The organism is Klebsiella sp. A52, from assembly GCF_018388785.1.
Lineage (GTDB): Bacteria > Pseudomonadota > Gammaproteobacteria > Enterobacterales > Enterobacteriaceae > Klebsiella > Klebsiella aerogenes.
In genome coordinates this window covers 3,919,933-3,943,021 of record NZ_CP074437.1, presented here as the reverse complement: position 1 = coordinate 3,943,021, position 23,089 = coordinate 3,919,933, and the positions used below count along the sequence as shown (strand labels likewise).

At 53.4% G+C, this 23,089-nt stretch carries 25 protein-coding genes and 1 pseudogene; 11 read left to right on the top strand and 15 right to left on the bottom strand.

Going from position 1 to position 23,089, the window contains the following annotated elements; genetic code table 11:
• Positions 1-4: 4 nt before the first annotated feature.
• Positions 5-964, bottom strand: a complete 960-nt coding sequence (locus tag KGA69_RS18600; RefSeq protein WP_213292566.1) for an AraC family transcriptional regulator — start codon at positions 962-964, stop codon at positions 5-7.
• A gap of 105 nt (positions 965-1,069) precedes the next feature.
• Between KGA69_RS18600 and KGA69_RS18595 the strand changes: the two genes are divergently transcribed.
• Complete coding sequence (locus KGA69_RS18595) at positions 1,070-2,269, top strand: MFS transporter (RefSeq protein WP_213292565.1); 1,200 nt, start codon at positions 1,070-1,072, stop codon at positions 2,267-2,269.
• A gap of 193 nt (positions 2,270-2,462) precedes the next feature.
• Here KGA69_RS18595 and KGA69_RS18590 read toward each other — a convergent pair whose 3' ends face one another.
• Positions 2,463-2,711 (bottom strand): hypothetical protein, encoded by a 249-nt coding sequence (locus KGA69_RS18590; protein WP_015366686.1) that lies wholly within the window; start codon positions 2,709-2,711, stop codon positions 2,463-2,465.
• A gap of 275 nt (positions 2,712-2,986) precedes the next feature.
• Positions 2,987-3,970, bottom strand: a complete 984-nt coding sequence (locus tag KGA69_RS18585; RefSeq protein ID WP_063447053.1) for a zinc-binding dehydrogenase — start codon at positions 3,968-3,970, stop codon at positions 2,987-2,989.
• Between the two features lie 174 nt (positions 3,971-4,144).
• Between KGA69_RS18585 and KGA69_RS18580 the strand changes: the two genes are divergently transcribed.
• Positions 4,145-5,059, top strand: a complete 915-nt coding sequence (locus tag KGA69_RS18580; RefSeq protein WP_045394455.1) for a TIGR03571 family LLM class oxidoreductase — start codon at positions 4,145-4,147, stop codon at positions 5,057-5,059.
• Here the strand turns inward: KGA69_RS18580 and KGA69_RS18575 are convergent.
• The gene (locus KGA69_RS18575) at positions 5,056-5,940 is read right to left on the bottom strand and encodes an SDR family oxidoreductase (protein ID WP_015366683.1); all 885 of its coding nucleotides are present in this window, start codon (positions 5,938-5,940) and stop codon (positions 5,056-5,058) included. The genes KGA69_RS18580 and KGA69_RS18575 overlap by 4 nt on opposite strands.
• A gap of 461 nt (positions 5,941-6,401) precedes the next feature.
• On the opposite strand from KGA69_RS18575, the gene KGA69_RS18570 reads away from it, so the two are divergent.
• The 5 genes and pseudogenes from KGA69_RS18570 to KGA69_RS18550 all read left to right on the top strand — a co-directional run bounded on the left by KGA69_RS18570 (position 6,402) and on the right by KGA69_RS18550 (position 9,841).
• Positions 6,402-6,587 (top strand): con-10 family general stress protein, encoded by a 186-nt coding sequence (locus KGA69_RS18570; protein ID WP_045394453.1) that lies wholly within the window; start codon positions 6,402-6,404, stop codon positions 6,585-6,587.
• Positions 6,588-6,677: 90 nt separating this feature from the next.
• Positions 6,678-7,178 carry a YciE/YciF ferroxidase family protein gene (locus KGA69_RS18565; protein ID WP_213292564.1) on the top strand — a complete coding sequence of 167 codons (501 nt, stop codon included), beginning with the start codon at positions 6,678-6,680 and terminating at the stop codon, positions 7,176-7,178.
• Positions 7,179-7,204: 26 nt separating this feature from the next.
• Positions 7,205-7,420: a hypothetical protein gene (locus tag KGA69_RS18560; protein ID WP_032705768.1), complete on the top strand. Its 216-nt coding sequence runs from the start codon at positions 7,205-7,207 to the stop codon at positions 7,418-7,420.
• A gap of 24 nt (positions 7,421-7,444) precedes the next feature.
• Positions 7,445-7,951 (top strand): ferritin-like domain-containing protein, encoded by a 507-nt coding sequence (locus KGA69_RS18555; protein ID WP_213292563.1) that lies wholly within the window; start codon positions 7,445-7,447, stop codon positions 7,949-7,951.
• A 264-nt stretch (positions 7,952-8,215) separates the two neighbouring features.
• Positions 8,216-9,841: pseudogene (locus KGA69_RS18550) on the top strand (alpha-amylase family protein).
• On the opposite strand, the gene KGA69_RS18545 reads toward KGA69_RS18550, so the two are convergent.
• The 3 genes from KGA69_RS18545 to KGA69_RS18535 form a co-directional block, all read right to left on the bottom strand.
• Positions 9,838-10,824 carry an SDR family oxidoreductase gene (locus tag KGA69_RS18545; RefSeq protein WP_223685269.1) on the bottom strand — a complete coding sequence of 329 codons (987 nt, stop codon included), beginning with the start codon at positions 10,822-10,824 and terminating at the stop codon, positions 9,838-9,840. The pseudogene KGA69_RS18550 and the gene KGA69_RS18545 sit on opposite strands and share 4 nt — an antisense overlap.
• Positions 10,825-11,133: 309 nt before the next feature.
• Entirely contained in the window at positions 11,134-11,580 is a 447-nt protein-coding gene (locus tag KGA69_RS18540) for a DUF421 domain-containing protein (protein WP_213292562.1), read from the bottom strand.
• Between the two features lie 11 nt (positions 11,581-11,591).
• Positions 11,592-12,095, bottom strand: a complete 504-nt coding sequence (locus KGA69_RS18535; RefSeq protein WP_047048243.1) for a hypothetical protein — start codon at positions 12,093-12,095, stop codon at positions 11,592-11,594.
• A gap of 144 nt (positions 12,096-12,239) precedes the next feature.
• Between KGA69_RS18535 and KGA69_RS18530 the strand changes: the two genes are divergently transcribed.
• Together KGA69_RS18530 and KGA69_RS18525 are read left to right on the top strand one after the other, a co-directional pair.
• Positions 12,240-12,644, top strand: a complete 405-nt coding sequence (locus KGA69_RS18530; protein WP_049059479.1) for a YdeI family stress tolerance OB fold protein — start codon at positions 12,240-12,242, stop codon at positions 12,642-12,644.
• 15 nt (positions 12,645-12,659) lie between these two features.
• Positions 12,660-12,824 carry a hypothetical protein gene (locus tag KGA69_RS18525; RefSeq protein WP_074165369.1) on the top strand — a complete coding sequence of 55 codons (165 nt, stop codon included), beginning with the start codon at positions 12,660-12,662 and terminating at the stop codon, positions 12,822-12,824.
• Positions 12,825-12,861: 37 nt separating this feature from the next.
• On the opposite strand, the gene KGA69_RS18520 is transcribed toward KGA69_RS18525, so the two are convergent.
• Both KGA69_RS18520 and KGA69_RS18515 read right to left on the bottom strand, forming a co-directional pair.
• Positions 12,862-14,007, bottom strand: a complete 1,146-nt coding sequence (locus tag KGA69_RS18520) for a trans-sulfuration enzyme family protein (RefSeq protein ID WP_045394441.1) — start codon at positions 14,005-14,007, stop codon at positions 12,862-12,864.
• Positions 14,008-14,016: 9 nt separating this feature from the next.
• A complete protein-coding gene (locus KGA69_RS18515; protein ID WP_213292561.1) occupies positions 14,017-15,393 on the bottom strand; it encodes a pyridoxal-phosphate dependent enzyme in 1,377 nt (458 codons plus the stop codon).
• 352 nt (positions 15,394-15,745) lie between these two features.
• Here KGA69_RS18515 and KGA69_RS18510 point away from each other — a divergent pair, with 352 nt between their 5' ends.
• Positions 15,746-16,231 carry an E3 ubiquitin--protein ligase gene (locus KGA69_RS18510; RefSeq protein WP_411710443.1) on the top strand — a complete coding sequence of 162 codons (486 nt, stop codon included), beginning with the start codon at positions 15,746-15,748 and terminating at the stop codon, positions 16,229-16,231.
• 50 nt (positions 16,232-16,281) lie between these two features.
• On the opposite strand, the gene KGA69_RS18505 is transcribed toward KGA69_RS18510, so the two are convergent.
• Both KGA69_RS18505 and uxuA read right to left on the bottom strand, forming a co-directional pair.
• The gene (locus KGA69_RS18505) at positions 16,282-17,616 is read right to left on the bottom strand and encodes a gluconate:H+ symporter (protein ID WP_045394438.1); all 1,335 of its coding nucleotides are present in this window, start codon (positions 17,614-17,616) and stop codon (positions 16,282-16,284) included.
• A 69-nt stretch (positions 17,617-17,685) separates the two neighbouring features.
• On the bottom strand, positions 17,686-18,756 hold the full coding sequence (gene uxuA / locus KGA69_RS18500; protein WP_045394436.1) for a mannonate dehydratase: 1,071 nt from the start codon (positions 18,754-18,756) through the stop codon (positions 17,686-17,688).
• A gap of 260 nt (positions 18,757-19,016) precedes the next feature.
• Between uxuA and KGA69_RS18495 the strand changes: the two genes are divergently transcribed.
• Positions 19,017-19,175, top strand: coding sequence for a YqaE/Pmp3 family membrane protein (locus tag KGA69_RS18495; RefSeq protein WP_002903230.1), 159 nt, complete (start codon positions 19,017-19,019; stop codon positions 19,173-19,175).
• A 54-nt stretch (positions 19,176-19,229) separates the two neighbouring features.
• On the opposite strand, the gene KGA69_RS18490 is transcribed toward KGA69_RS18495, so the two are convergent.
• The 4 genes from KGA69_RS18490 to KGA69_RS18475 all read right to left on the bottom strand — a co-directional run bounded on the left by KGA69_RS18490 (position 19,230) and on the right by KGA69_RS18475 (position 22,873).
• Positions 19,230-20,330 (bottom strand): NADH:flavin oxidoreductase/NADH oxidase, encoded by a 1,101-nt coding sequence (locus KGA69_RS18490; protein ID WP_213292559.1) that lies wholly within the window; start codon positions 20,328-20,330, stop codon positions 19,230-19,232.
• 118 nt (positions 20,331-20,448) lie between these two features.
• On the bottom strand, positions 20,449-22,062 hold the full coding sequence (locus KGA69_RS18485; protein ID WP_213292558.1) for an FAD-NAD(P)-binding protein: 1,614 nt from the start codon (positions 22,060-22,062) through the stop codon (positions 20,449-20,451).
• Between the two features lie 71 nt (positions 22,063-22,133).
• Positions 22,134-22,619, bottom strand: coding sequence for a GNAT family N-acetyltransferase (locus KGA69_RS18480; protein ID WP_045394429.1), 486 nt, complete (start codon positions 22,617-22,619; stop codon positions 22,134-22,136).
• Positions 22,607-22,873, bottom strand: coding sequence for a type II toxin-antitoxin system TacA family antitoxin (locus KGA69_RS18475; protein ID WP_015705366.1), 267 nt, complete (start codon positions 22,871-22,873; stop codon positions 22,607-22,609). Before KGA69_RS18475 ends, KGA69_RS18480 begins: the two co-directional genes overlap by 13 nt.
• Positions 22,874-23,089 lie beyond the last annotated feature (216 nt).

The window sequence follows — 23,089 nt, the reverse complement described above, 5'->3', positions numbered from 1 at the left end:
CTTATCAGGTTACCGCTTGTTCATTGACACCATTGCGCAGCGCTCCCGGCGCTTTGCCGGTAATGCGTTTAAAAGCGCGGCTAAACGCGGCGAGCGAGTTGTAGCCGAGGCGGAAGGCGACTTTTTCCAGCGCTTCGCCTTCATGGCTGATGTACTGCACCGCCAGGCGCATGCGTAATTCCGTCAGGTAGCGGGCCGGCGTGGTACCGGTGGCGGTGAGAAAACGTTCGGCGAATACCGAACGCGACAGGCCGGATTCGCGGGCTAAGTCTTCTACCTTCCAGTTGACGCCGGGCTGCTGATGCATAGCGTATATCGCGCGCGATAGCTTCGGGTCGCGCAGTACCTGTACCCAGCCGGTGGCGTTACCGCAGCCGCATTCCACCCAGGCGCGGACGATCAGCGCCGCGACGACGTCGGCGAGACGTGCCAGAATGCCGGCATAGCCCACCTGACGCGTCAGGGATTCACGCTCCATTGCCGCCAGCAGCGGCTGGATTTCCGGGCGGGCGTTTAACAGGCTACTGACCAGCATCACCTCCGGCATGGCCCGAACCAGCGGCTGCATTCCGCCTAATTCAAAATCCATACAGGCGCTGAAGATAACCGCATTTTCTTCGGTATTAACGCAGCCCGCGTTTTTGACGCAGGAAACCGTCCCGCAGACCGGTTTGCTGTCGAGTTCCATCACGTTAACCCGCGCGGCTTTGCTATCTGAGAGCAGAGCATGCGCATCGCTATTGGGAATAAACACCGCATCACCGCTCTCGAGCGAGAACTGTTTGCCGTTGCTCATTTGTAGCAGGAGCGGGCCGCGGCTGACAAAATGAAACTGCGCTTTGCCAGGAACCGAATTAAACTCCACGCCAAAAGGACGAGAGGTTTCAATCCGTCGGTATTTCACTCCCGACAGCCGCATGCCCTGTAACAGCTCGCTGGTCAGATCTAACGTTTGCAGGTTCATCTTTTTTTCCGGACGAATAATCAATAATTGCAGAGTATGTATCATATATCGTCTTAACGGAAGCCACTAAGCTTGGCGAATGTTAATGATTCTGGAGAGATGTATATGAGTTCTTGCATTGTCGCTGAAGAGAGCGCAGTTAACGCCCGTCCGGCGTGGCGCGCCGTGTATGCGCTGGCGCTGGGGGTCTTCGGCCTGATCGTCGCTGAATTTCTACCGGCCAGTTTACTGACGCCGATGGCCAGCAGCCTGGGCGTGAGTGAGGGGATGGCCGGACAGGCGGTGACCGCCACGGCGTTAATCGCTCTGGTGACGGGGTTGTTGATTACCTCTGCAACCCGCAATATCGACCGTCGCTGGGTGCTGATGTTCTTTTCCGTATTGCAAATCATCTCCAGTCTGATCGTGGCCTTTGCCGGTTCACTGGAGTTCCTGCTGCTGGGACGCCTGCTGCTCGGTATCGCTATCGGCGGCTTCTGGGCGATGTCGACGGCGACGGCGATGCGGCTGGTTCCGGCAGCGATGGTGCCGAAAGCGCTGGCGATTATCTTCTCGGCGGTGTCGATTGCCACCGTAGTGGCGGCGCCGCTGGGTAGCTACCTGGGCGCGCTCATTGGTTGGCGTAACGTCTTTATCATCTGCGCCGTACCGAGCCTGGTCGCGCTACTGTGGCAGCTATGGGTACTGCCGTCGATGCGCCCGGAGAGTGCTGGCAGCTTTAGTACGCTCTTTAAGGTACTGCGGCGGCCGGGAATGGTTGGCGGTCTGCTGGCTTCGATTTTGATTTTTGGCGGCCACTTCGCTTTCTTTACCTATCTGCGGCCATTTCTCGAAACCGTGGCGCTGGCAAGCGTAGAAGGGGTATCGTTGATATTGCTGGGGTTCGGCGTGGCCAACTTTATTGGCACCTCGCTTGCCGGGCATCTGCTGGCGCGCAGTTTGCGGATGACGCTGGCGCTGGTTCCACTGGCGATGAGCGTGCTGGCGCTGATGATGGTGCTGTATGGTCATATTGCGCTACTCGATGGTCTGTTGGTCGCCCTGTGGGGATTTGCATTCGGTCTGGTGCCGGTGGCCTGGTCAACCTGGCTTGCTACCACGGTACCGGATGAAGCGGAAAGCGCAGGGGGATTATTAGTCGCGGCGATCCAGTTGGCCATTAGCGCCGGGGCTGCCGGCGGTGGGGCAATATTTGATATCAGCGGCGCCAGCGGCGTATTTACCGGCAGCGGGCTGTTATTATTAAGCGCCATGCTGATTGTCTTTATTGGCGTCAGGGTGACGCCGCCGGTCAGAAACAATTAATGATTAAACGCGCCGACTGGCGCGTTTATTTTTCTTCAGGCGCAGCGAGTACTCATTTTATTATTATAAAACGAGCGGGTAATTGATGAGTTGAAAACTATGTATGCTTTCCCGCATGAATGCGGTTGCTGGCCTCAGCGTTTTGTCAGGTGGCTTCCATCACAGATTGGGCGCTATGTTATTAATTATTCTGTTAAATAGCGTCTGTCAGTTGGTCAACGATAACTTTACCGCTGTTATCAAATTGGGTAATACGAAAATTAACGTTCCACGAGCGACGAGTATTAAATTTATCAAACAGGGAGACGCGGCCTTTTTTCTTACCCTCTTTATTGAGGATCACCCACTCAGTCACTTCGGTATACTGCTGGCTAGGTTGATGACCGCTTTGTTGTTCAACTAATTGGTCTTCAGAATCCAGTTTTAAATAATCGCGTAACATTTTGCACCTCTTTGTTAATGTTTTTTTAACGTTACTCCTTTTTTTGATTCTTTCAATCTGAATTTTTAATCGACAGTGGTAACTATTAGGTAGCAATCTAGCTGTTATATTTTCGGTAATACTCTGCTGAATCCCAGGCTATTGTAACCATTCAGCACCACACCGACCTACGGAAGTGAAGCGATGGATGCCTCATCCAGCGGAAAGAGGTCCGTTGGATGTGGCATTGATTACCCGGTTTTTGGGATTGAGGTTATTCATCGTGCTGATGGATATTACAGCACCGCTACGTACTTAATACCGTTATTGTTCTGTTTTAGCCTTTCCAGCGCCTGCGGGATCTCGTCGAAGCTGACGCTTTCTATCGGCGGCATCACCAGTTCGCCGCGGCCGATCTGCTGCAGCATGCTTTCCCCGGCCTGACGTAATCGACTCCACTGTCTCTGGGTACCGTAAGGATGGATTGCCGCCAGCGCGACCTCATGTAATGAGATACTGGTAGTAAACGCGGGTAGCGGCGCGTGCTCGAGCCGGTCCTGTATACAGACCAGATGGCCGTAGTAGCCGAGCAACCCGGCAAGCGAAAGGGCATTTTGCTGGTTTACGGTATCGAAAGCGGCGTACAGCGATTTACCCGCCAGCGCGCGTTTTAACTCCTGCGGCCACGAGGTATGGTGATAATCAAAGGCCTGAATCACCCCGCGAGCCAACAGTTTCGCGTGATGCGTGGCGCTGGCCGTGACGTAGACGTTAGCGCCGCTCTCAATCAGTAACTGGCTTAACAGACTGCCGGCAGCGCCGCCGGCGCCGCTGACCAGTACATTCTCGCCAGCCGGAAGGGGGATCTTTTGCGCTGCCTGCCACGCCGTCAGACCGGGGCACGGCAGCGCCGCAGCGGTGAGGTCGCTGATGTGGTCGGGAACCGCAATCACCGCCTGGGCGCTGACTAACGTATGGCGGGCAAAGCTACCGTCAAAACGCAGGTCGGTGTGATACATCACTCGCGTGCCGGGACGAAGGTGGCGGGCGTTGCGGCCAACGGCGGTAATCACCCCCATACCGTCGACGCCGGGGATCTGATCCTCCTGCCAGGCGTCGGAGAGACCGGCCATCAGCTTCCAGTCGACCGGATTAAGGCCAATGGCGCGGTTCTCGATCAGCACCTGATCGTCAGCGGGTGTGACTAACGTTTTCTCATGGCGTTCGAGCAGAAGCGGGGAGGCGTGCTTTTTCCACAGCCAGGCGTCGGTTTTTATCATTGTTTCTTCCTCTGGTGTTGGTGAGCTATCCATTTAAACAAAATCAGAACTCAAGATAATTCCATAAATAGCAATTATCTATTGCGATTAGTGCTGTTTATTGCAATAGCATTCCATGAAACACTTTGCTCATATTTTCAACGTGATACCGCCAGGCGGTTGACGGAGTGACCTATGAGCATCGAAAAATTAACCCAGCAGCCGCTAACGATTGGCGTTGAACTGCCGCTGGACAATGACTGGTCAACAAGCGGACAGCTAAAACGGCAGCGCGACGGGCGACCGTTTGGCGTGCCGGATATGAGCGAGCACGCGGAGCGCATTAAACTGGCGGATACGCTCGGTTTTCGTGCCGCCTGGATCCGCGATGTTCCGCTGTACGATCCGCAGTTTGGCGACGCGGCTAACGTCTTTGAAGCCTTTACCTACCTCGGCTATTTATCGAGCCTGACGCAAAATATTTTACTGGGCACGGCGGCGGTTGTGTTGCCGCTACGTCAGCCATGGCTGGTACGTAAAGCCGCCGCCACGGTGCAGGCGCTCAGCGGCGACCGGCTGCTATTGGGCATCGCCAGCGGCGACAGGCCAGTCGAATACCCGCTATTTGGTGAAGACTACGCCAGCCGTGGCGAGCGTTTCCGTCACGGCGTGAGCGTGCTGAAGGGGGAGACCGATCGTCAACTGGAGCCGGGCCTGCAGTTATTGCCAGCCAAACCGACTCCGCCGCTGCTGGTTGCTGGTTTGGCGCAACAAACGGCGCAATGGGTAGGCAGTAACATGGATGGCTGGCTCGCCTATCCAGGTCAGCCTGACGAGCACGTTAGCCGCGTCAGGCTATGGCGCCGGGTAGCGGGCGAGAAACCCTATATCAGCTTCATCCATCTGGATCTGCAAGATGACCCCAATGCGCCGATTCAGCGCCATCGTTTCGGCATCAGCAGCGGCCGCTATGGTCTCATTCAGGAATTGAATGCGATGCGCGATGCCGGCGTGAACCATATCGGCCTGCATTTCCGCCGTAACCAGCGTCCGCTGGCCGAGACGATGCAGGAGATTGGCGAACTGGTGCTGCCGGCATTCCATCATTAAAGTACGCCGTCACCGCCGTCAGAACACCAGACCTGGCCGGAGGCATACGAGCAGGCATCAGAGGCGAGGGTGACATACAGCGGGGCGATCTCAACGGGTTGCCCTGGCCGCCCCAGCGGCGTATCGCCGCCGAAGTTTTGCACTTTTTCTGCCGGCTGTCCGCCGCTTGACTGCAGCACCGTCCAGTACGGGCCGGGAGCGACTGCATTGACCCGGATCCCACGCGGCCCTAACTGCTTGGCCAGCGATTTGGTGAATGCCACCAGGCAGGCTTTGGTCTGGGCGTAATCCAGCAGAATTGGGCTCGGTTTAAAAGCCTGGACCGAAGAGGTGTTGATAATCACGCTTTGGGCTTTGAGGTGCGGTAGCGCGGCCTTGGTTATCCAGAACGGCGCATAGACGTTGGTTTTGAAAGTAGCATCGAAATCGGCGGTGGTGAGTTGCTCAATTTTTTCACAGTATTGCTGACGTCCTGCATTATTCACAACAATATCCAAACCGCCAAGACCGCTTACCGCTTTTTCCACCAGCGTTTCACAGAAGGATTCCACGCGAATATCGCCCGGTATCGCCACCGCGGTACGGCCTTCCGCTTTGATAAGCGCGATAACGGCGTCCGCATCGCTCTGTTCTTCCGGCAGATAGTTAATGGCAACATCCGCGCCCTCGCGGGCAAAGGCGATGGCCACGGCGCGACCAATCCCGGAATCTCCGCCGGTAATCAGCGCTTTCTTACCCTGTAGCCGTCCTGAACCGCTATAGCTGACTTCACCATGATCCGGTGTGGGTTCCATTTCGGCGGCCAGGCCGGGAGGCGTTTGCGGTTGATCGGGGAAAGGGGGTTGTGGCCAATGGTTGGTACGCAGTTTGTCATTATCCATAGCAATCTCCTTCACAGAAAAGAGTAATGATAGAAGACATGCGGAAGTTTTTAAAAATACAGCTGGAGTCTAAATAGATATATTCCCGGTTTTTTACGGGGCAACTGTTTGATATAAGAGGTTTTGCAAACTGATTTCTTTGCTGTGGTTTTTAGGATTATTCAATGATGAAATGTTTCGAATTATAATCTTTAACATTTTTTACATTACACTTTTTATCTCGACGGGATAGTTTTTTATTTATCCTGCGGTTGCGTTTGTTTCTCTCATAAAATATCACCTTATGCCGCTAAGTTGTTATTTTGCGGCTTCGCTATTTATTGTTTAATTAATTTTGTGGTGGCTTTTAATTAATTATTAGTGAATTGCTTTTTTTAGCGATTACGCCATGCTTAGTTTTCGACGGCGATGATTTAGACCAATAAATCATCATTAACTAACCGAGCTAAAAGGTAACCATTATGGCAGAACATAGAGGCGGTTCAGGTAATTTCGCAGAAGACCGGGATAAAGCATCTGAGGCCGGACGTAAAGGCGGTCAGCACAGCGGCGGGAATTTTAAAAATGACCCGGAACGTGCATCCGAAGCCGGTAAAAAAGGCGGTAAAAACAGCCATGGCGGCGGCCGTAAATCCGGTGACAGTTAGTCAGTTGAAGTAAATTTGGTTGATAAGCAAACAACCATAGACAAAATACCCTGCGGGTCATTTGGCCCGCTTTTTTTAAAGGTGTGATTTATGAAAATTCAAACCATTGAAGATATTTTTACCCATTTATTATCGGATACCTATAGCGCGGAAAAACAGTTAACCCGCGCGCTGGCTAAACTATCCCGCGCCAGCGCATGTGAAGAGCTACAAACCGCATTCAGCGCTCACCTCGAGGAAACGCAGGGCCATATAGAACGTATCGATAAACTCCTCGAAAAAAATGATCAAATTCGCCTGAAACGGATGAAGTGCGTGGCGATGGAAGGGCTTATCGAAGAGGCCAACGAAGTGATCGAAGCGACGGAAAAGAACGAGATCCGCGATGCTGCGCTGATAGCCGCCGCGCAGAAAGTTGAACACTATGAAATTGCGGCCTACGGTACGCTGTGTACGCTGGCAGAGCAACTCGGCTATAAAGCCGCGGTGAAACTGCTGGCGGAAACGCTGGAAGAAGAAAAAGACGCTGATATGAAATTAACGGACATCGCCGTTGGACACGTCAATCAGGATGCCCAACAGTCCGCTTAATCCTATCTAAGGCATCAGGCAAAAAAATGAGTCTTAGTCCGGTTGTAATAAAAAGGTGTCATCTCGTCGCGGCGATAATGTGGTTTGTACTGGCTATACCGTCGGTAATATGGTGGAAAGACAGTGTCCTGTGGGTCATCATTATTAGTATTTATGCAAATATTGTCGGCCACTTATCAGGGTATAGCGCAGCGCGAGCCGACCAGGCCGCAGAAGAAAATGAAGATAAGGCTGAAGAGTAATTATCTTTTTATAAAGAGGTTGTTATGACTGATATTGAAAACTATCACGATTGGTTGCGTGACGCGCACGCTATGGAAACGCAGGCTGAATCAATGCTTGAATCAATGGTAAAACGAACCGACAGCTACCCGGAATTATGTACCCGCCTTGAGCAGCATCTTTTTGAAACCCGTCGGCAAATTACCGTGCTGGATGATATTATTGCGCGCAATAATATTTCCCGCTCGGTTCTTAAAGACTCAATGAGTAAAATCGCCGCGATGGGACAATCTATTGGTGGAATGTTTCCACAAGATGAAGTGGTGAAAGGGGTGATCAGCGGTTACGTTTTCGAGCAGTTTGAGGTCGCCTGTTATACCTCCTTATTAACCGCCGCGCAAAAGGTCAACGATCATGATTCGATTGCTGATTTAGAAAGTATTCTGGCGGAAGAAAGAGGCATGGCCGAATGGTTGCTGCATCATATACCCGATATTACGGAGCAATATATTATTCGCTCCGAAACGCCGGGTTTTGATGCCAAGCGTTAGCGGCAAAAGGTTTATAAATGATACGCCTCCTTGCCATCTTGTCACGAATTAACCAAAGCTCGCTGGCTCTAACGAGGGCGGAAAAGCAGATTATGTTAGAGATAAATTTCAGCGAGCACTGTCAGTGTCCGTCATTGACCCCGAGGCAGCAAATGATGGTAGATAAACTTGCCACACGTCCGGAGCCTGCGCAGAGAAAATAAGAGCTTATACCTCGGGTATGTTTCGGGCGCTCGTGATGTTCTGCTCATACGAGGAGGAATAATGCCTCGCCAACCGTGGTTTCAAAACGCTGTAATTTATCAGGTTGATACCTCGCTGTTTTATGATGCCAATGGTGATGGCTGTGGCGATCTGGCAGGGATAAGGCAAAAACTCTATTACTTACGTAGCCTTGGGGTGACGGTATTGTGGTTAACCCCCTTTTATCTGACCCCATTTCTCGATGACGGTTACGATGTGCAGGATCATCTGCAGCCCGATCCGCGTTTTGGGCAAATTAGCGACGTTATTCGACTGATTGATGACGCGCGCGAATTGGGGATACGCGTAATCATCGAGTTGGTTATCCAGCATACCTCTTCGCAACATCCCTGGTTTCAAGAGGCGCGTAAAAACAGGCATTCTCCTTTCCGGCCATATTATCTCTGGGTCGATTCGCCGCCCGAACAGGACGATCCGCCAATGTTTCCCGGTGTCGAAAAGAGCGTCTGGCGCTGGGATCAACAGGCGGGACAGTATTATCGCCACATGTTCTATCGCCACGAGCCGGATCTCAATCTGGTGCACCCTCCGGTGATAGACGAAATTGACAATATTGTGCGTTTTTGGCTACGCGTAGGGGTGAGCGGTTTTCGGCTTGACGCCGCCTCACACCTGGTTAAACAAGCCGGAAATGGCGACGAAGAGCAGGGGTACTGGATATTGGCCCATCTTCGGCAACTGGTTGAACAGACCAATCCTGAAGCCATTTTGCTCGGTGAAGTTGACGTGGCAGTGAACGATTATCGTCACTATTTCGGCCACAGCGATCGCCTGCAACTGGTGCTTAATTTCTGGTTGAACAAATTTTTTTACGTAAGCCTCGCCCGGCAGAGTGCGAAGCCGCTCGTTAGCGCGCTGCAAGCGATGATTAAGCCGCCGCCCGGTTGCTGTTTTGCTAACTGGCTACGTAATCACGATGAGCTCGACCTGGAGGGTATTGAGGACGCAGACCGGCAGTTTGTGCTGCGCTGTTTCGCCCCCGGGAAGTCGATGTCAGTCTATCAACGTGGCATTCGCCGCCGCCTGGCGCCGATGCTGGAAGGTAATATCCGTCGGCTGGCGCTTTGCCATGCGGTGTTACTGTCGCTGCCTGGCGTGCCTGTGATGCGCTATGGCGATGAAATCGGTATGGGCGAGGATCTGTCGCTGAAAGAGCGTTATGCCGTGAGGACGCCTATGCAGTGGTCAGCCGGGGTGAATGGGGGCTTTTCCACCGCCGCGGCGGAAAAATTACTCGTCAGGCCGGTTGCCAGCGGTTCATGGCGATATCAGCAGGTCAACGTCGAACTGGCGCTGCGCCAACGCCACTCGTTACTGCAGCAAGTGCGGCAGATGGTTCAACTGCGCGCCGAATACCATGAGCCGGGCACCACGCCCTTTGAGCTGGTATCCGGTTTGCCGCCATCGGTGTTAGCGCTGCGCTACCGCGGTTAATCTCGCGATCTGCTGATGCTGGCGAACTTCTGCGAACGCCCAGTAGAGGTACGATTGCCGCGTCAGGAGACAGGTTACTGGTCCTGCCTGCTGGAGGACCGCCGTTATCGCGATCGCCTTACCGGCGGCAAGGTCTGTCGGTTACAGCTTGCCGATTATGGTTATCGCTGGTTTAGCCGCCAGCACGATTAACGGCGCTTTCGCGGGCGGCGTAGTAGTCCGCGTAATATCATCAGTCCAAATGCGATCCCAACACCGGATGCGACTTTACCAGGCAAATCGGCGCTGACGTTAAATGAGCGCTGGCGAGCGCCGGCGCTAAATGTCCCGCGGGTGCTGTGCTCGCCCCGCACGGCAGAGTAGAGATCGTCTGGCTTTTCGTTACGTTTCGCTTGCGCTGTCAGCTGACCTTCCCAGGCTTTGTTAACCATCAGGCGGTCGAGTAGTGAAGGGAAGAAAAACTGGCCAACGATGGATTGAATGGTGCTTTTACCCACCCACAATTCGCGAACGGGGCGCTGAACGACGCTAAAAATCGCCTCTGCCGCCACCTCCGGCTGATAAACCGGGGGAACGGGCTGCATCTCTTTATCCATTTTATTCCTTGCCCAACCAAACTGTGTCGTATTCATTCCGGGCAGTTGTACCATGGTTAATTGGATCCGGCTGCGTTGATGCATCAGTTCGGTTCGCACTGCATCGGTAAATCCGCGAATCGCCGCCTTCGCGCCGCAATACGCCGATTGCAAAGGGATGGAACGCCAGGCAAGCGCGGAGCCCACCTGGATTATTATCCCGCGGTTTCTGGGGCTCATGACTTCCAGCGCGGCGCGTGTGCCGTTGACATAACCCAGATAGGTCACCTCCGTCACGCGGCGAAATTCCTCATCACTCATCAGATGGAAGGGCGCTAACACCGTGGCCATGGCATTATTGACCCACACCTCAATGGCGCCGAGCTGGGTTTCGATTTCTGCCGCGGCCTGTCGCAGCGAGCGGGCGTCAGCGACATCAGCGCTGATAACCTGCGTCCGCACGCCGAACTGGCGGCATGCGTGTTCGGCCTCCTGTAACCCACTTTCATCGCGCGCAATAATCGCCACGTCATAGCCGGCTTTCGCAAAACGTAGCGCCGTCGCTTTACCGGCGCCCGCACTACCGCCGGTGATAACCATTACCGCCATAGTCGCCTCAATTGATCTGAACATGGCATTTCGCCATGGTGTATTGGTCATGAGTAATTGAGTATTATTGATTCATTGCTGGCCGGTGGTCGGAAATATCTGAGAGTACTTATTATGGCTAACAAGCGACATTATTTATAATGGCAATGGATAAAATTCGTGGTAACGCTACCTTTATAATTCAATGCCGCAAAGTTGGAGGGGGTATGTATATTAATTATGTTACTGAAAAAGAAGAGGACGACCCGACACGGGCACCTGAGTCGGGCGATAAGCAACCGGAACGCGATAAGTAACGTCTCACGCTTCGGTCGGAATAATTGAAATCTGGCCGTTACGTTCGAGGATCGCAAATTTAATCTTCTCAAGTTGATATATACCATGGTGCTGTCGCGCGGCGAGCAATATGTCATCCACAGAGATATCGACCATTTTCATTTTATCGTCAGCGACAACACCATTTTCTACGACGATCGTCGGCGAACCATCAAGATAATTCTCAGCCTGCGAAAAGCGTTTCTTAATATAGCCAAATAAAATATCTACGCTGACCAGCGTGACAATCGTCAGCATTGAGCCGGTAACAGAATAGTCGGTACTGAGCATGGCCTGCTGGGTGGCCTCACTGATAATTAGCAGTAAAATCAGATCAAAACTGGTGAGTTGCATAAGCGTTCTTCTGCCAGCAACTTTAAAAATAATCAATAAGATAAGATAGATTGCGACAGCTCTGAGCACCATTTCCATCGTTGTGGCTCCTACGGAAAGACAAATTGGTTAAAGGTGACGGCGGGTTGCTGATTCGCCTGCAGTGTCGTGGAAAGGTTGCCGAAAGTTTTTGGCGTGATGGATAACCACACTGAAAGCGGCGCGCCACGGCTATTTTCATTGTAAACCAGGATCAGATGACCGTTAGCGCTGTACATTTTATCGGGCTGCGGTCGAATATCGCCAATTTGGTAATGGCTTAATAGCGTGGGTGAAAAATCCACTGAGGTATGAGCGAGGCTACTGTTTTTCACCTGAATATTGACTTCGGTTTCGCTCATTAGTCTGGCAAAACGGTCATAGTCTACCGTTAACGATGAAGCGGAATTCTCATGATGGGCGGAACTCAGGATGCCAGATGAAAATAAACCGCATAATGCAGCAATGATAATAATGGCGAGAAAAACCACCCCGTAGCGCCGGAAGTTATACTCGAAGCGTAGCGCCTGTAGATTCTCGTTTATCTCTGGCGGATCCTGTTGATTATTGTCCATTATTTGGGCTCCAGCATGATGTTTATATTTAACGCAGCGATAGCGACGTTGTTATTTTAGCTGATATCAGAATTATTGACGTTGTTAAAATCGCTATCAGCGGCCAGACTTTAATAACAGTCTGCTGACATGAAAGGTGAAATAATGAGGAAAAAGCTAATCGCGACACTCTGTTTGTTACTCACCGCTGGCGTCTGGGCTGAAGAAAAGGGCGGTTTTGAAAACGATGCCGCGCCGCCGCCACCGCACCAGCTGGACGGCGGCTATCGCGGTATGGAGGATGGCCGGATTATGACCATTGAGCAGGCGAAAACCATGCACGACGGCGCGACTATTTCCCTGCGCGGCAATGTGATTAAGCATGAAGGCGACGACCGCTATCTGTTCCGTGATAAAACCGGCACCATTGCGGCCATTATTCCGGCAGCCGTTTTTGATGGTCAGGAAGTCAAGCCGGACAAACTGGTGAGCATTAACGGAAGCCTGGATAGCAAAATGACGCCGCCGCTGGTGCGGGTTGATAAGCTGCGCCAACAGGCGCCCAATTAACCGGAGAGCCAGACGATGAGCAGAGCGCATCACCATGAACTGGATAAACGCGGTAAACACCCGGCGCGCGAAGAGCCGGGTAAACACGGTGAGATCCCACGTAAACGGGATGATAGTGACGATCACAAAAGCGATCCCTATCATCCGACGGAAAACGCCAAAGCGGTATGTTTCTGCTGAGGCTAATGAAACCCCGCGCGGTGCGCGGGGTTAGCGTTTACTCACGTAGCGCGTTTCGCCAGTCAGCGATCAGGTCTTGCGGATCTTCAATGCCTACTGAGAGTCTAATCAACTGCGGCGTTATACCATTCGCCAGCCGCTGTTCCAGCGGAATGGAGGCGTGTGTCATGCTGAACGGCTGGCTCACCAGGCTTTCCACGCCCCCCAGGCTTTCCGCCAGGGTAAATAACCGTAGTTTTTTGATGATGCGCCCGGCGTAGTCATCATCTCCTTTGACCACAACGGAAATCATACCGCCTGGCAGGGCCATCTGTCGGCGAGCCAGATCGTGATGAGGATGGCTGGCGAGCCAGGGGAACCACACTTTCTCGACCTGCGGCTGCTGCTCCAGCCATTCCGCCAGCAGCAGAGCGTTGCTGCTATGACGTTCCACCCGTAGAGCCAGGGTGCGGATGCCGCGCAGGGTCAGGAAGCTGCTGAATGGGTCAAGTACGCCGCCGACGGCGTTTTGCAGATAGCCCAGCTTCTCCGCCAGCGCGGGGTTGTCGCCAACCACCGCCAGACCGGCAACCACGTCCGAGTGGCCGTTGAGATATTTGGTCGCCGAATGCACCACGATATCAAAGCCCAGTTCGATAGGGCGATGGATGATCGGTGAGGCGAAGGTATTATCGGTGACGCTGATAATGTTATGTCGACGGGCAATCGCGGCGATGGCGGTAAGGTCCGCCAGCTTTAATAACGGATTGGTCGGCGTTTCCACCCAAATCATCCGCGTATCAGGGCGGATTGCGGCTTCGATGCCTGGCAGATCGTCAGGTTTGACCCAGGTCACCTGCAGACCGGCGCTACGACGGCGAACATTTTCAATCAGTCGGTATGTGCCGCCATAAACATCATCTACCGCTACCAGGTGGCTGTCCTTATCCAGCAACTCCAGTACCGTGGAAATGGCCGCGAGGCCTGAAGCGAAAGCAAAACCCCGGCTACCGCTTTCCAGCTCAGCGATGGCCGTCTCCAGCGCGTGGCGGGTCGGATTACCGCTACGTGAATATTCGTAGCCGGTATGCTGGCCCGGCGCGGGCTGGGCAAAGGTGGAGGTGGCGTAAATCGGCGGCATCACCGCGCCATGCTGGTCGTTAAAAATGCCGCTATGGACGCTGAGCGTCTGTAAGTTTTTCATGTTCGTTCCTTATTGTTCCAGTCGGTTACGCCAGGTGGTCAGGACGTCGCTACGGGTAATCAGGCCGATAAACCGATCGTTATCGGTGACGACCACGACGTGTCCACGGTCGAAGATATTTTTAAGTGCGCTTTCCGGGGCGTGCTTATCCAGGGTTTCGACATGGCGGGTCATCGCCTCTCTGACCGGCAGCGCGAAACGCTGGCTGTCGCCCTGGACGTGGCTTATCAGATCCCATTCATCGACGATGCCTACCACGTGACCGTTTTCCAGCACCGGCAGCTGGGAGAAATCGTACAGGCGCATACGAGCAAGGACGGCAGCCAGCGTATCGTCGGGCGCGGCGGTGACGGTTGCGCCTTCGTCATGACGCAGGGCAATAAAATCGCTAAGATCGCCGCGCGTCGGACGGCTTAGCAGACCTTGCTGGCGCATCCAGTCATCGTTGAACATTTTCGACAGGTATTTGTTGCCGCTATCGCAGGCGAAAGTCACCACCCGTTTAGCGGTGGACTGCGCCCGGCAGTAACGCAGGGCTGCTGTCAGCAGGGTGCCCGTTGACGATCCGGCGAGGATACCTTCCACCTGCAGCAGTTGCCGGGCGGTGGCGAACGCTTCACGATCGGTCACCCGCCATGCTTTGCGTACTTTCTCCAGATGGGCGAGCGGGGGAATAAAATCTTCGCCGATCCCCTCCACCAGCCAGGAGCCGGTTTCACCGTATTGCCCGGTCTCTACCTGATCCGCCAGAATCGACCCCGCAGGATCGGCAAGAATAAATTCGGTTTTCGGCGAATGCTCCGCAAACCACGCCTGCAAACCGCCCAGGGTACCGCCTGAGCCGACACCGACCACCACGGCGTCAATATCGCCATCGAGCTGCTCAAACAGCTCCGGCGCGGTAGTGGTGGCATGAGCCAACGGGTTGGCTTCATTGTTGAACTGGTCAATATAAAACGCGCCTGGCGTTTCCTCCGCCAGACGGCGGGCGTAGTCCTGATAATAGGCGGGATGGCCTTTGTTGACGTCCGAGCGGGTTAACTGCACGGTGGCGCCCAGCGCGCGCAGATGGAAAATTTTCTCGCGGCTCATTTTGTCCGGTACCACCAGGATCAGTTTGTAGCCTTTCTGGGCGGCAATCAGCGCCAGCCCCAGCCCGGTATTACCGGCGGTGGCTTCAATGATGGTGCCGCCGGGGCGCAGTTTTCCCTGGCGCTCGGCTTCATTAATCATCGACAACGCCACGCGATCCTTTATCGAACCGCCGGGGTTTTGGTTTTCCAGTTTCAGGAACAGGCTGCACGGGCCGGTATCCAGTTTATGCAGCTGTAACAGCGGGGTATGACCAATCAGGTCGCTTACAGAGTGAAAGAGTGACATAACCATTTACCCATTCGTATCGAGATAGCTGAATGGTAGAACTGTAAAAACGGCATTTTAAAGAACATAAATCTGCCGTTTAGCGCAAAATGGAATATAAGATGCTTTTTAGCCATCCAGAAGGAAAGCAGGTTATCCGCCCGGGCGTATCGATTGCTGGAATAGCGGTTTTTTGCCTTGTTTTTAAGCAAATTAGCCGCTGTCTTTAACCTGTCTATGCGTTTTCCGGCAAAGCATTACTGAAAATTATCGATAGCTTGACTCTCCAGGCATAGCGATTATAAATAAATTGACTATGCCGATACGGCAAGGCTATGACCGTCACTGGATTACCACCTGGACCGATAAGGGAATACTGATGAAACTGTGGAATAAAACGCTGATTACCTCTGCATTGTGCCTGGCGTTGTTTGGCTGCGATGACTCATCGAAAGTCGACAATAAACTGGATCAGGCTAAAGATAACGCGGAACAAATTAAAGACGCGGCTGCCGATAAAGCGCGGGCCATTAAGCAAGAAGCAGATAAGCAGATCGACGACATCAAAACGCAGGCCAATAATGAAGCGGATAGCCTGAAAAACCAGGCCAGCAGTATTAAATCTGAAGCCGACAAGAAAGCCGACGCGATTGCCCAGGATGCGAAAAATAAAGCGGATGCGGTAAAACAGGATGCGCAGCAAAAAAGCGATGCGATCATGAAAGAGGCGGGAAAAATTAAAGATAACGCCATCGTTGAAGCCAACCAGCTTTCCGCCGATGCCGCCAATAAAACCAAAGAGATAAAAGAGAGTATCGCGCCGGAGCATGCGCCAGCTCAGCAGGCGCCGGCCGGCCAGCAGTAAGATACTGGACTGCTACCGCGGCGATACCATTCTCGCCGCGGTGTATTTTATCAGGAAATAAACAGACTCAGTAATAACACCATCAACAGACCCACCACCGAGTTGATAAGCTCCAGTAAGCCCCAGGTCTTAAAGGTATCGCGCATCGAGATACCAAACGTTTCCTTAAATAGCAGAAACCCGCCGTCATACATCAGAGTAATGGTATTGCTACCGCAGGCCACCGCCAGACACATCAGCGCCGGATTAAGGTGAAACGCGGTCACCATCGGCGAAACAATCCCGGCTGAAGTAATTGCCGCCACGGCGCCCTGGCCGGTAAGAATACGAATAATCGCCGTAATCAACCAGGCGATAATAAACGGCGACAGCGGGACGTGGCTCATCATCGTGACGATATGATCGCCGACGCCGGAATCGATAATAACCTGTTTGAGAATGCCGCCGGCGCTGATGACGAACAGAACGTTGGCAATTCTGGCGACCGAATCCGTTACGCAGTGGTTAACCTGAACGGCGTTCATACCGCGGCGGCAGCCGAGCAGCCAGATTGCGGCGCCGGTCGCCAGCAGCATGCTAATTTCCGCGCTGCCGAGAAACTGGAAGAATTTTGCCGCAGAAGAGGTCGCGCCAAACAGCGACTGAATCAGCGAAGACGCAATCATTAATATCGCGGGGATCAGCGGAATAGCAATGCTGACCGCAAACGACGGCAGCGCCTCGGCGGGTTTCTCCTCCTGCGGTTTAATCATGGCATTCAGCTTCATCTCGCGGATGCCCGGAAGCCAGGCGGGTAATAAAATCCCCGCACAGAACAGCGCCGGGATGATAACGATAATGCCGTAGAGATAAACCTGGACAATATCTGCCTGGAAGGCGCTGACTAATGCAACCGGCCCCGGCTGTGGCGGAAATAAACTATGGCCCATGGTGGCGCCGACGACCGTCGGTATAACCAGTTTCATCCACGGGATATTGGCTTTGCTGGCGATGTTGAGAACCAGCGGCATGGCAATCAAAAACGCCACTTCATAAAACATAGCGATGCCGAAGATGACGCCGATAAACATTAAGCCGACCGCCAGATAACGGGTGCCGCAACGCCTGATGACCGTATCGGCAATCTGCTGGCTGGCGCCGGATTCAGTCATAAATTTGCCAATGATAGCGCCGAATATAATGATCAGCGCCAGGTGTCCCATTATTCCGCCCAGTCCTTGCTGAACCATCGAGACGATTTTATCGAGGGGCACGCCCTCCATAATGGCGACAAACAGGCCGGCAATTAACAAGGCGAAAATATTGTGGACTTTGTATTTCAGATTCATGATGACCAGTAGCGCAATACCGACCACCACCCATAGCAGAGCCAGGGCTGGAGACATGACATCCTCCCAACAGAGATTTTATTATTTTCAGTGCCGGAGAACTCCGGCACCTGAGTGAAGAGCGGATCAGGCGTGCTGGTTTTCCAGCGCTTCCCATAATCCCAGCAGGTAAGTGGCGCCGAGCGCGCGATCGTACAGGCCGTATCCCGGGCGGCCGGTTTCTCCCCAGATAAAACGGCCATGATCGGGACGAATATAGCCGTCGAAGCCGTTGTCGTGCAGCGCCTGCATCACCCGGTACATATCGAGCGAACCGTAGCGGGTAGGGTGCGCCGATTCGTAGAAATCTTTATCTTTTATGATTTTAATATTTCTGACATGAGCGAAATGAATGCGCCCGCGCTGGCTGAATTCCGCGAGGATTTGATAAACATTATTTTGCGGCTCCTCGGCAATAGAGCCGGTACATAAGGTAATTCCGTTTGCCGGTGAATCCACCGCGCGACACAACCAGTCGAGGTCGTCGCGGTTTTTAATAATGCGCGGCAGACCAAAAATAGAATACGGCGGATCGTCAGGATGAATGGCCATTTTCACGCCGACCTCTTCGCAGACCGGGATAATTTTCTCCAGGAAATAGAGCAGATTTTCTCGCAGTTTGTCATCATCGACCGCCTTATAGCTGTCGAATAGCGTCTGTACCTGCGCTAAACGTTCTGGCTCCCAGCCCGGCAGGGCATAGCCGTTGGCGTTGCTGAGCACTTCCGAGACGACCTGTTCCAGCGTTTTATCGATGCCGGCTTTTTCAAAAGCCATCGTCAGCGACCCGTCCGCCAGCCGGTAGTTCATGTCGGTTTTCATCCAGTCAAAAACCGGCATAAAGTTGTAGCAGATGACCTTAACGCCAAAGGCGGCGAGGTTACGGATAGTTTGCTGATAGTTGGCGATATAGCGATCGCGCTCCGGTAACCCGATTTTAATCGCGTCGTGAATATTCACGCTTTCGATTACTTCCATCGTCAGACCGTTAGCGTGGGCCTGCTCGACTAACGCCTTAATTTTCTCCCGCGGCCAGACTTCGCCAACCGGAACGTCGTACAGCGCGCCGACCACACCTTCCACCCCCGGAACCTGACGGATCTGTTCAAGAGTGACTTTATCTTCGTCTGGCCCAAACCAGCGCATCGTCATTTGCATGAAAACTTTTCCTTACCGCGTTGTTTATAGTCTACTACCATACAAGTTGAATTAAGGATAACGACAATGCGTAGTGGAGGACATGATCGAACTCACAAAACCATACATCGGATGAATTGCACTCGCTGACGCAATAGTCATTACAAAATGCGTAAAATCGGGTAAAAAGGGCGGATAACGTGGCGGCATCAGGTAGAATTACTATGCTTAGAGACGAGGTCTCTTTTTTAAGTCGTTAATTTTGTTTGTATGGAGAGTGTATGGGTTTCTGGAGAATCGTATTTACTATCATCCTGCCGCCGCTGGGCGTACTGCTGGGTAAAGGTTTCGGCTGGGCATTCATTCTGAATATAATTCTGACCTTGCTGGGCTACATTCCTGGTCTCATCCACGCGTTCTGGGTGCAAACCCGCGATTAACCCTGCCGTAATCTAGCGGCGCTGATGCGCCGCTATCATTCGCTTCGTATAGTCTCAGCAATTAGCTTTTAACGTACCTTTCAGACCATGTGGCTCCGAGCGCAGATATTGCGGCGGCACGCTAACCTGGGCCCCCAGAGCAGCCGCAGCCTGCCACGGCCAGTGTGGGTTGTAGAGCGCAGCGCGGGCGATGGCAATCAGATCGGCGTCGCCGTTTACCAGGGCATCTTCAGCCTGCTGCGGTTCTGTGATTAACCCTACGCCAATGACCGGAACGTTGATCTGCTGGCGGATTTCATGGGCGAACGGTAATTGATAGCCAGGACCGACCTGAATCGCCTGCCGTGGCGACAATCCGCCGCTGGAAACGTGAATATAGTCGCAACCCAACGCTTCAAGCTGCTGACTAAAGACGATGGATTGCGCGGTATCCCAACCGCCGTCCACCCAGTCCGTCGCCGAAAGTCGCACGCCGACGGCGATATTTTCGCTGACTGCCTCCCGTATTGCCTGGAACACCTCCAGCGGGAAACGTAAGCGATTCTCCAGCGAACCGCCGTATTCATCTGTACGCTGGTTGCTCAACGGGGAGAGGAACTGATGCAGCAGATAGCCGTGCGCGGCATGCAGCTCTATCAGTTCAATACCCAGGCGTTCGGCGCGTCGCGCGCTATCAACAAAGGCTTGCTTAAGCCGCGCCAGATCGTCATGGCTCAGCGCTTTCGGCGCCCGGTCGCCGTCATGGAATGCCAGCGCGGATGGGGCGACGGTTTGCCATCCGCCGTTATCCAGCGCTAACTGACCGCCGCCAAGCCAGGGTGCAGCGGCGGAAGCTTTGCGCCCGGCATGTCCCAGCTGGATACCGATGCGGGTTGTTGAATAGGCGCGAACATCTTCCAGTACCCGGTACAGGGCGGCTTCGGTTTCATCGTCCCACAAGCCGACGTCCGCCGGGGAGATGCGGCCCGCAGGCTCGACGGCGCTGGCTTCGATAATTAATAAACCGGCGCCGGAAAAAGCCAGTTGTCCGAGATGAATGCGGTGCCAGGCGGTTGCTTTGCCATTATCCGCGGAGTACTGGCACATCGGGGCGATGACAATACGGTTTTCCAGCTCCAGTTTGCCAATTCGCGCAGGGCTAAATAGTTGACTCATAAGTACCTCGTAAGCGTTGTGCTGCCTGATGACCTTTAGTTGTAGCATGCCTGAATGGCGGCCTCTTTTCCGTTGTTGCGCTTAAGACGCTGTTCGTCGTTATTCGCATGCTGATGGATCACCACTCATCGCTGAACCACAGCTTGCGTCGGCGACCGCTGGCCTGCTGTGAAACCGCTCTCGCCATCGCGGCGCCGATTTCCGCGCTGGCGACGAGGCCCTGAACGAAAGGGCGGTCATGCATCAACCACGGCAGCGCGCCGAAGGCAATGCGTCCGCGAGCGCACGCCGGCGCCTGCAGGGTGTAATCGTCACCAATATCCGGGATTTCATCACCACAGGCGAGAAGCTGCTGGCGCAGCGTCGGGAAAGGGATGTCTTTACTCTTCAGCGCCTTTTGGCCTCTGGCGTCAATAAAGACGTCAAATTCGCTGCGTTGATTGTGATGGTGGATGACCGTTCGTTGTGGTTGAACTTCCAGTTGATAAACGGACCCCAGCGGCAGAATACTAATAAGCCCTGCCTCCCGTAACGCCAGCAGGCGGCGAATCGATTCCGACGGAATGGCCGCGTAATTATCGATAAATACCCGGGCGAGCCCTGTTTTAAAGCGTTCACGATCGCGTTCGTTAAGATGCGGCGCAATCATCTCAATCACTTCATGCAATCGCAGAATGGTATACCGCCACGGCACGGTATGCTGTTGCTGTTTGTTGCGTTCCACTTCCTGCAAATTGGCTTGCGCCCAGGCGAAGGGATCGTGGCGTTTTCTGTCGACAAACCAGGCGTCGCTGAATGTATCCGCGGTGAGCTGGCGTAAACCTATCTGCTTGCACCAGTGCGGCGCGGCGAGTTCCAGCTCTTTGACGATAAGTTGGAATACGCGATCCAGCAATCCCTCGCTCCCCTCGGCAATGGCCGCTTCCAGCGCCTGATGGGTGACTATCTCCAGCGGTTCATAGGGGATGGGGCAGTAGAAATCGGCCTCGGGCAGAATGCCGTTTCGCGACATCAGAGTAATGTGGAGTTTGTGGCTGGCGTCATGAAGCCGAAAATGGACGCTCTCATCCTCGTCAGTCGTAAAGTGGCCATGCTGAATGACGACGGCGACGGCGGCATCAATGCCGCTGAGTGACGTCCCCATGATACCGACCCGGCACGGGGCTATCTGCGCCTGCATCAAGCCGCTCCAGGGACTGGGATAATATTCGCGGGGGGAATCATCATCCTGCGGCCAAAGATGTCCGGTGGCGATAACGGCAAAATCCGCGCGTTCCGCTGTGGGCGCATGGTTAACCCACAGTTTGACGCCATCCTGTTCTGCCTGGATATCGGTCACCTCGCAGGACTCGCGCACGCTAACTTTGAACCCCGCTAACCTTGCTTTCTCTAACAGCGCGAGAAACCGATCGCGATAATAGTCGCCGAGGATCACACGCGGTAAAAACTGCCGCTCATGTAAGGCCTCACGCTCAATGCCATACCGGGTGAGCCAGTCTTCGCTCTGATTTTGTAGCCACGTCAGATAGGTAATATAGATGGGGGGGATTTCGATACTGGCGATATTCGCCAGCATTTGCGCTGAATTATGCTCATCGTTATAAGGCATGCCGACGCCAGCCTCTTCACCCTGCTCGTAGAGCACTATCTCCAGCGGCTCACCCCGTTCAACCAGGGAATGAAAGGTATATATCCCGGTCGGCCCGACGCCGACAATCGCCACTTTCTTCATCGTTATCCTTCCTTTGGTGCGGTTCCCGAACTGAAAGATAAGTGTGGTAGAGAAAATGACGAAAGGTGGAGTTATTTAGGCAAAGCGAGGAAAAGTGTGCGTTCCTGGGTGGTTGAGGCTTTGAATCCGTGGTGTAGATAGAATCGTTTCGCGCTATCGGTCAGAGCATGGACCATCAGGGCACGTACGCCAACATTTTCGGCAACGCGATAACTGCGTAAGAGCGCATCATGGAGTAGATCGCCCCCCAGCCCCTGTCCGTGAAAAGCGCAGTCGATCGCCAGGCGGGCGAGAATGATGACCGGGATAGGATCGGGCATATTGCGCCGCAGGCCGCCAGTGGCTTCCGTGTGATTAACGCTGCCGGTTGCTAACGAATAAAACCCCACCACCTGGTGGCTATCTTCCTTGCAGACCACAAAGGTTCTCGCGGCGCCCTGAGCCTGGTTTTTCAATCCTCGCTGTTTTAGCCATTGATCGAGAACCGTTTCTCCACAACAAAATTCCGCAATCTGGTGGTGTGAAGATAGCGGCGTCGGCGCGCTTACTTTTCCCATTGCGGTTTTCTCGCCAGCAATTTATCGAGAGCGGGGTTAGCTTCAACCGGCGCATCCAGCATGTCGATAAATTCGGCGTATTGTTCATCGCTTAAGTTAAACACCCGACGGTCGAGAATGACGTTTTCTGCCGCCTGGCAGGCCATCTCAAGAATAAAGTCGGTCCGCGATTTATGCAGAATTTCAGCGGCCGCATCAATCAGCGCCCGCTGGGACTCCTTCGCCCGGATGTTGAGTTGGATATCTGATTTCATCTTCTTTTCCCGTATAGCAATTGGTATACAGCTCATTGTAGAACAGCTGTATATCAAATGCTATACATTCTGCCTGCGCGGGGTATCAGGGGACATATACTTAATTTGAAACAAATTAGCATGCTAATTAACTTGCAGCCATACGATTGTTGGGTGTATTTAACATATGGGTAACTTAAGAAACTTTACATTTACATATGCAGTTGGCCCTGCATG

What these genes read in the sequence shown, in the direction of transcription:
- KGA69_RS18490 (WP_213292559.1), bottom strand. Translation starts at nt 20,330, where the DNA reads ATGAGTCAACTATTTAGCCCTGCGCGAATTGGCAAACTGGAGCTGGAA.
- KGA69_RS18575 (WP_015366683.1), bottom strand. Translation starts at nt 5,940, where the DNA reads ATGGATAATGACAAACTGCGTACCAACCATTGGCCACAACCCCCTTTC.
- KGA69_RS18580 (WP_045394455.1), top strand. Translation starts at nt 4,145, where the DNA reads ATGAGCATCGAAAAATTAACCCAGCAGCCGCTAACGATTGGCGTTGAA.
- KGA69_RS18495 (WP_002903230.1), top strand. Translation starts at nt 19,017, where the DNA reads ATGGGTTTCTGGAGAATCGTATTTACTATCATCCTGCCGCCGCTGGGC.
- KGA69_RS18585 (WP_063447053.1), bottom strand. Translation starts at nt 3,970, where the DNA reads ATGATAAAAACCGACGCCTGGCTGTGGAAAAAGCACGCCTCCCCGCTT.
- KGA69_RS18505 (WP_045394438.1), bottom strand. Translation starts at nt 17,616, where the DNA reads ATGTCTCCAGCCCTGGCTCTGCTATGGGTGGTGGTCGGTATTGCGCTA.
- KGA69_RS18485 (WP_213292558.1), bottom strand. Translation starts at nt 22,062, where the DNA reads ATGAAGAAAGTGGCGATTGTCGGCGTCGGGCCGACCGGGATATATACC.
- KGA69_RS18510 (WP_411710443.1), top strand. Translation starts at nt 15,746, where the DNA reads ATGAAACTGTGGAATAAAACGCTGATTACCTCTGCATTGTGCCTGGCG.
- KGA69_RS18565 (WP_213292564.1), top strand. Translation starts at nt 6,678, where the DNA reads ATGAAAATTCAAACCATTGAAGATATTTTTACCCATTTATTATCGGAT.
- KGA69_RS18515 (WP_213292561.1), bottom strand. Translation starts at nt 15,393, where the DNA reads ATGGTTATGTCACTCTTTCACTCTGTAAGCGACCTGATTGGTCATACC.
- KGA69_RS18535 (WP_047048243.1), bottom strand. Translation starts at nt 12,095, where the DNA reads ATGGACAATAATCAACAGGATCCGCCAGAGATAAACGAGAATCTACAG.
- KGA69_RS18570 (WP_045394453.1), top strand. Translation starts at nt 6,402, where the DNA reads ATGGCAGAACATAGAGGCGGTTCAGGTAATTTCGCAGAAGACCGGGAT.
- KGA69_RS18540 (WP_213292562.1), bottom strand. Translation starts at nt 11,580, where the DNA reads ATGGAAATGGTGCTCAGAGCTGTCGCAATCTATCTTATCTTATTGATT.
- KGA69_RS18545 (WP_223685269.1), bottom strand. Translation starts at nt 10,824, where the DNA reads ATGGTTATCACCGGCGGTAGTGCGGGCGCCGGTAAAGCGACGGCGCTA.
- KGA69_RS18600 (WP_213292566.1), bottom strand. Translation starts at nt 964, where the DNA reads ATGAACCTGCAAACGTTAGATCTGACCAGCGAGCTGTTACAGGGCATG.
- KGA69_RS18480 (WP_045394429.1), bottom strand. Translation starts at nt 22,619, where the DNA reads ATGGGAAAAGTAAGCGCGCCGACGCCGCTATCTTCACACCACCAGATT.
- KGA69_RS18595 (WP_213292565.1), top strand. Translation starts at nt 1,070, where the DNA reads ATGAGTTCTTGCATTGTCGCTGAAGAGAGCGCAGTTAACGCCCGTCCG.
- uxuA (WP_045394436.1), bottom strand. Translation starts at nt 18,756, where the DNA reads ATGCAAATGACGATGCGCTGGTTTGGGCCAGACGAAGATAAAGTCACT.
- KGA69_RS18530 (WP_049059479.1), top strand. Translation starts at nt 12,240, where the DNA reads ATGAGGAAAAAGCTAATCGCGACACTCTGTTTGTTACTCACCGCTGGC.
- KGA69_RS18560 (WP_032705768.1), top strand. Translation starts at nt 7,205, where the DNA reads ATGAGTCTTAGTCCGGTTGTAATAAAAAGGTGTCATCTCGTCGCGGCG.
- KGA69_RS18525 (WP_074165369.1), top strand. Translation starts at nt 12,660, where the DNA reads ATGAGCAGAGCGCATCACCATGAACTGGATAAACGCGGTAAACACCCG.
- KGA69_RS18520 (WP_045394441.1), bottom strand. Translation starts at nt 14,007, where the DNA reads ATGAAAAACTTACAGACGCTCAGCGTCCATAGCGGCATTTTTAACGAC.
- KGA69_RS18555 (WP_213292563.1), top strand. Translation starts at nt 7,445, where the DNA reads ATGACTGATATTGAAAACTATCACGATTGGTTGCGTGACGCGCACGCT.
- KGA69_RS18590 (WP_015366686.1), bottom strand. Translation starts at nt 2,711, where the DNA reads ATGTTACGCGATTATTTAAAACTGGATTCTGAAGACCAATTAGTTGAA.
- KGA69_RS18475 (WP_015705366.1), bottom strand. Translation starts at nt 22,873, where the DNA reads ATGAAATCAGATATCCAACTCAACATCCGGGCGAAGGAGTCCCAGCGG.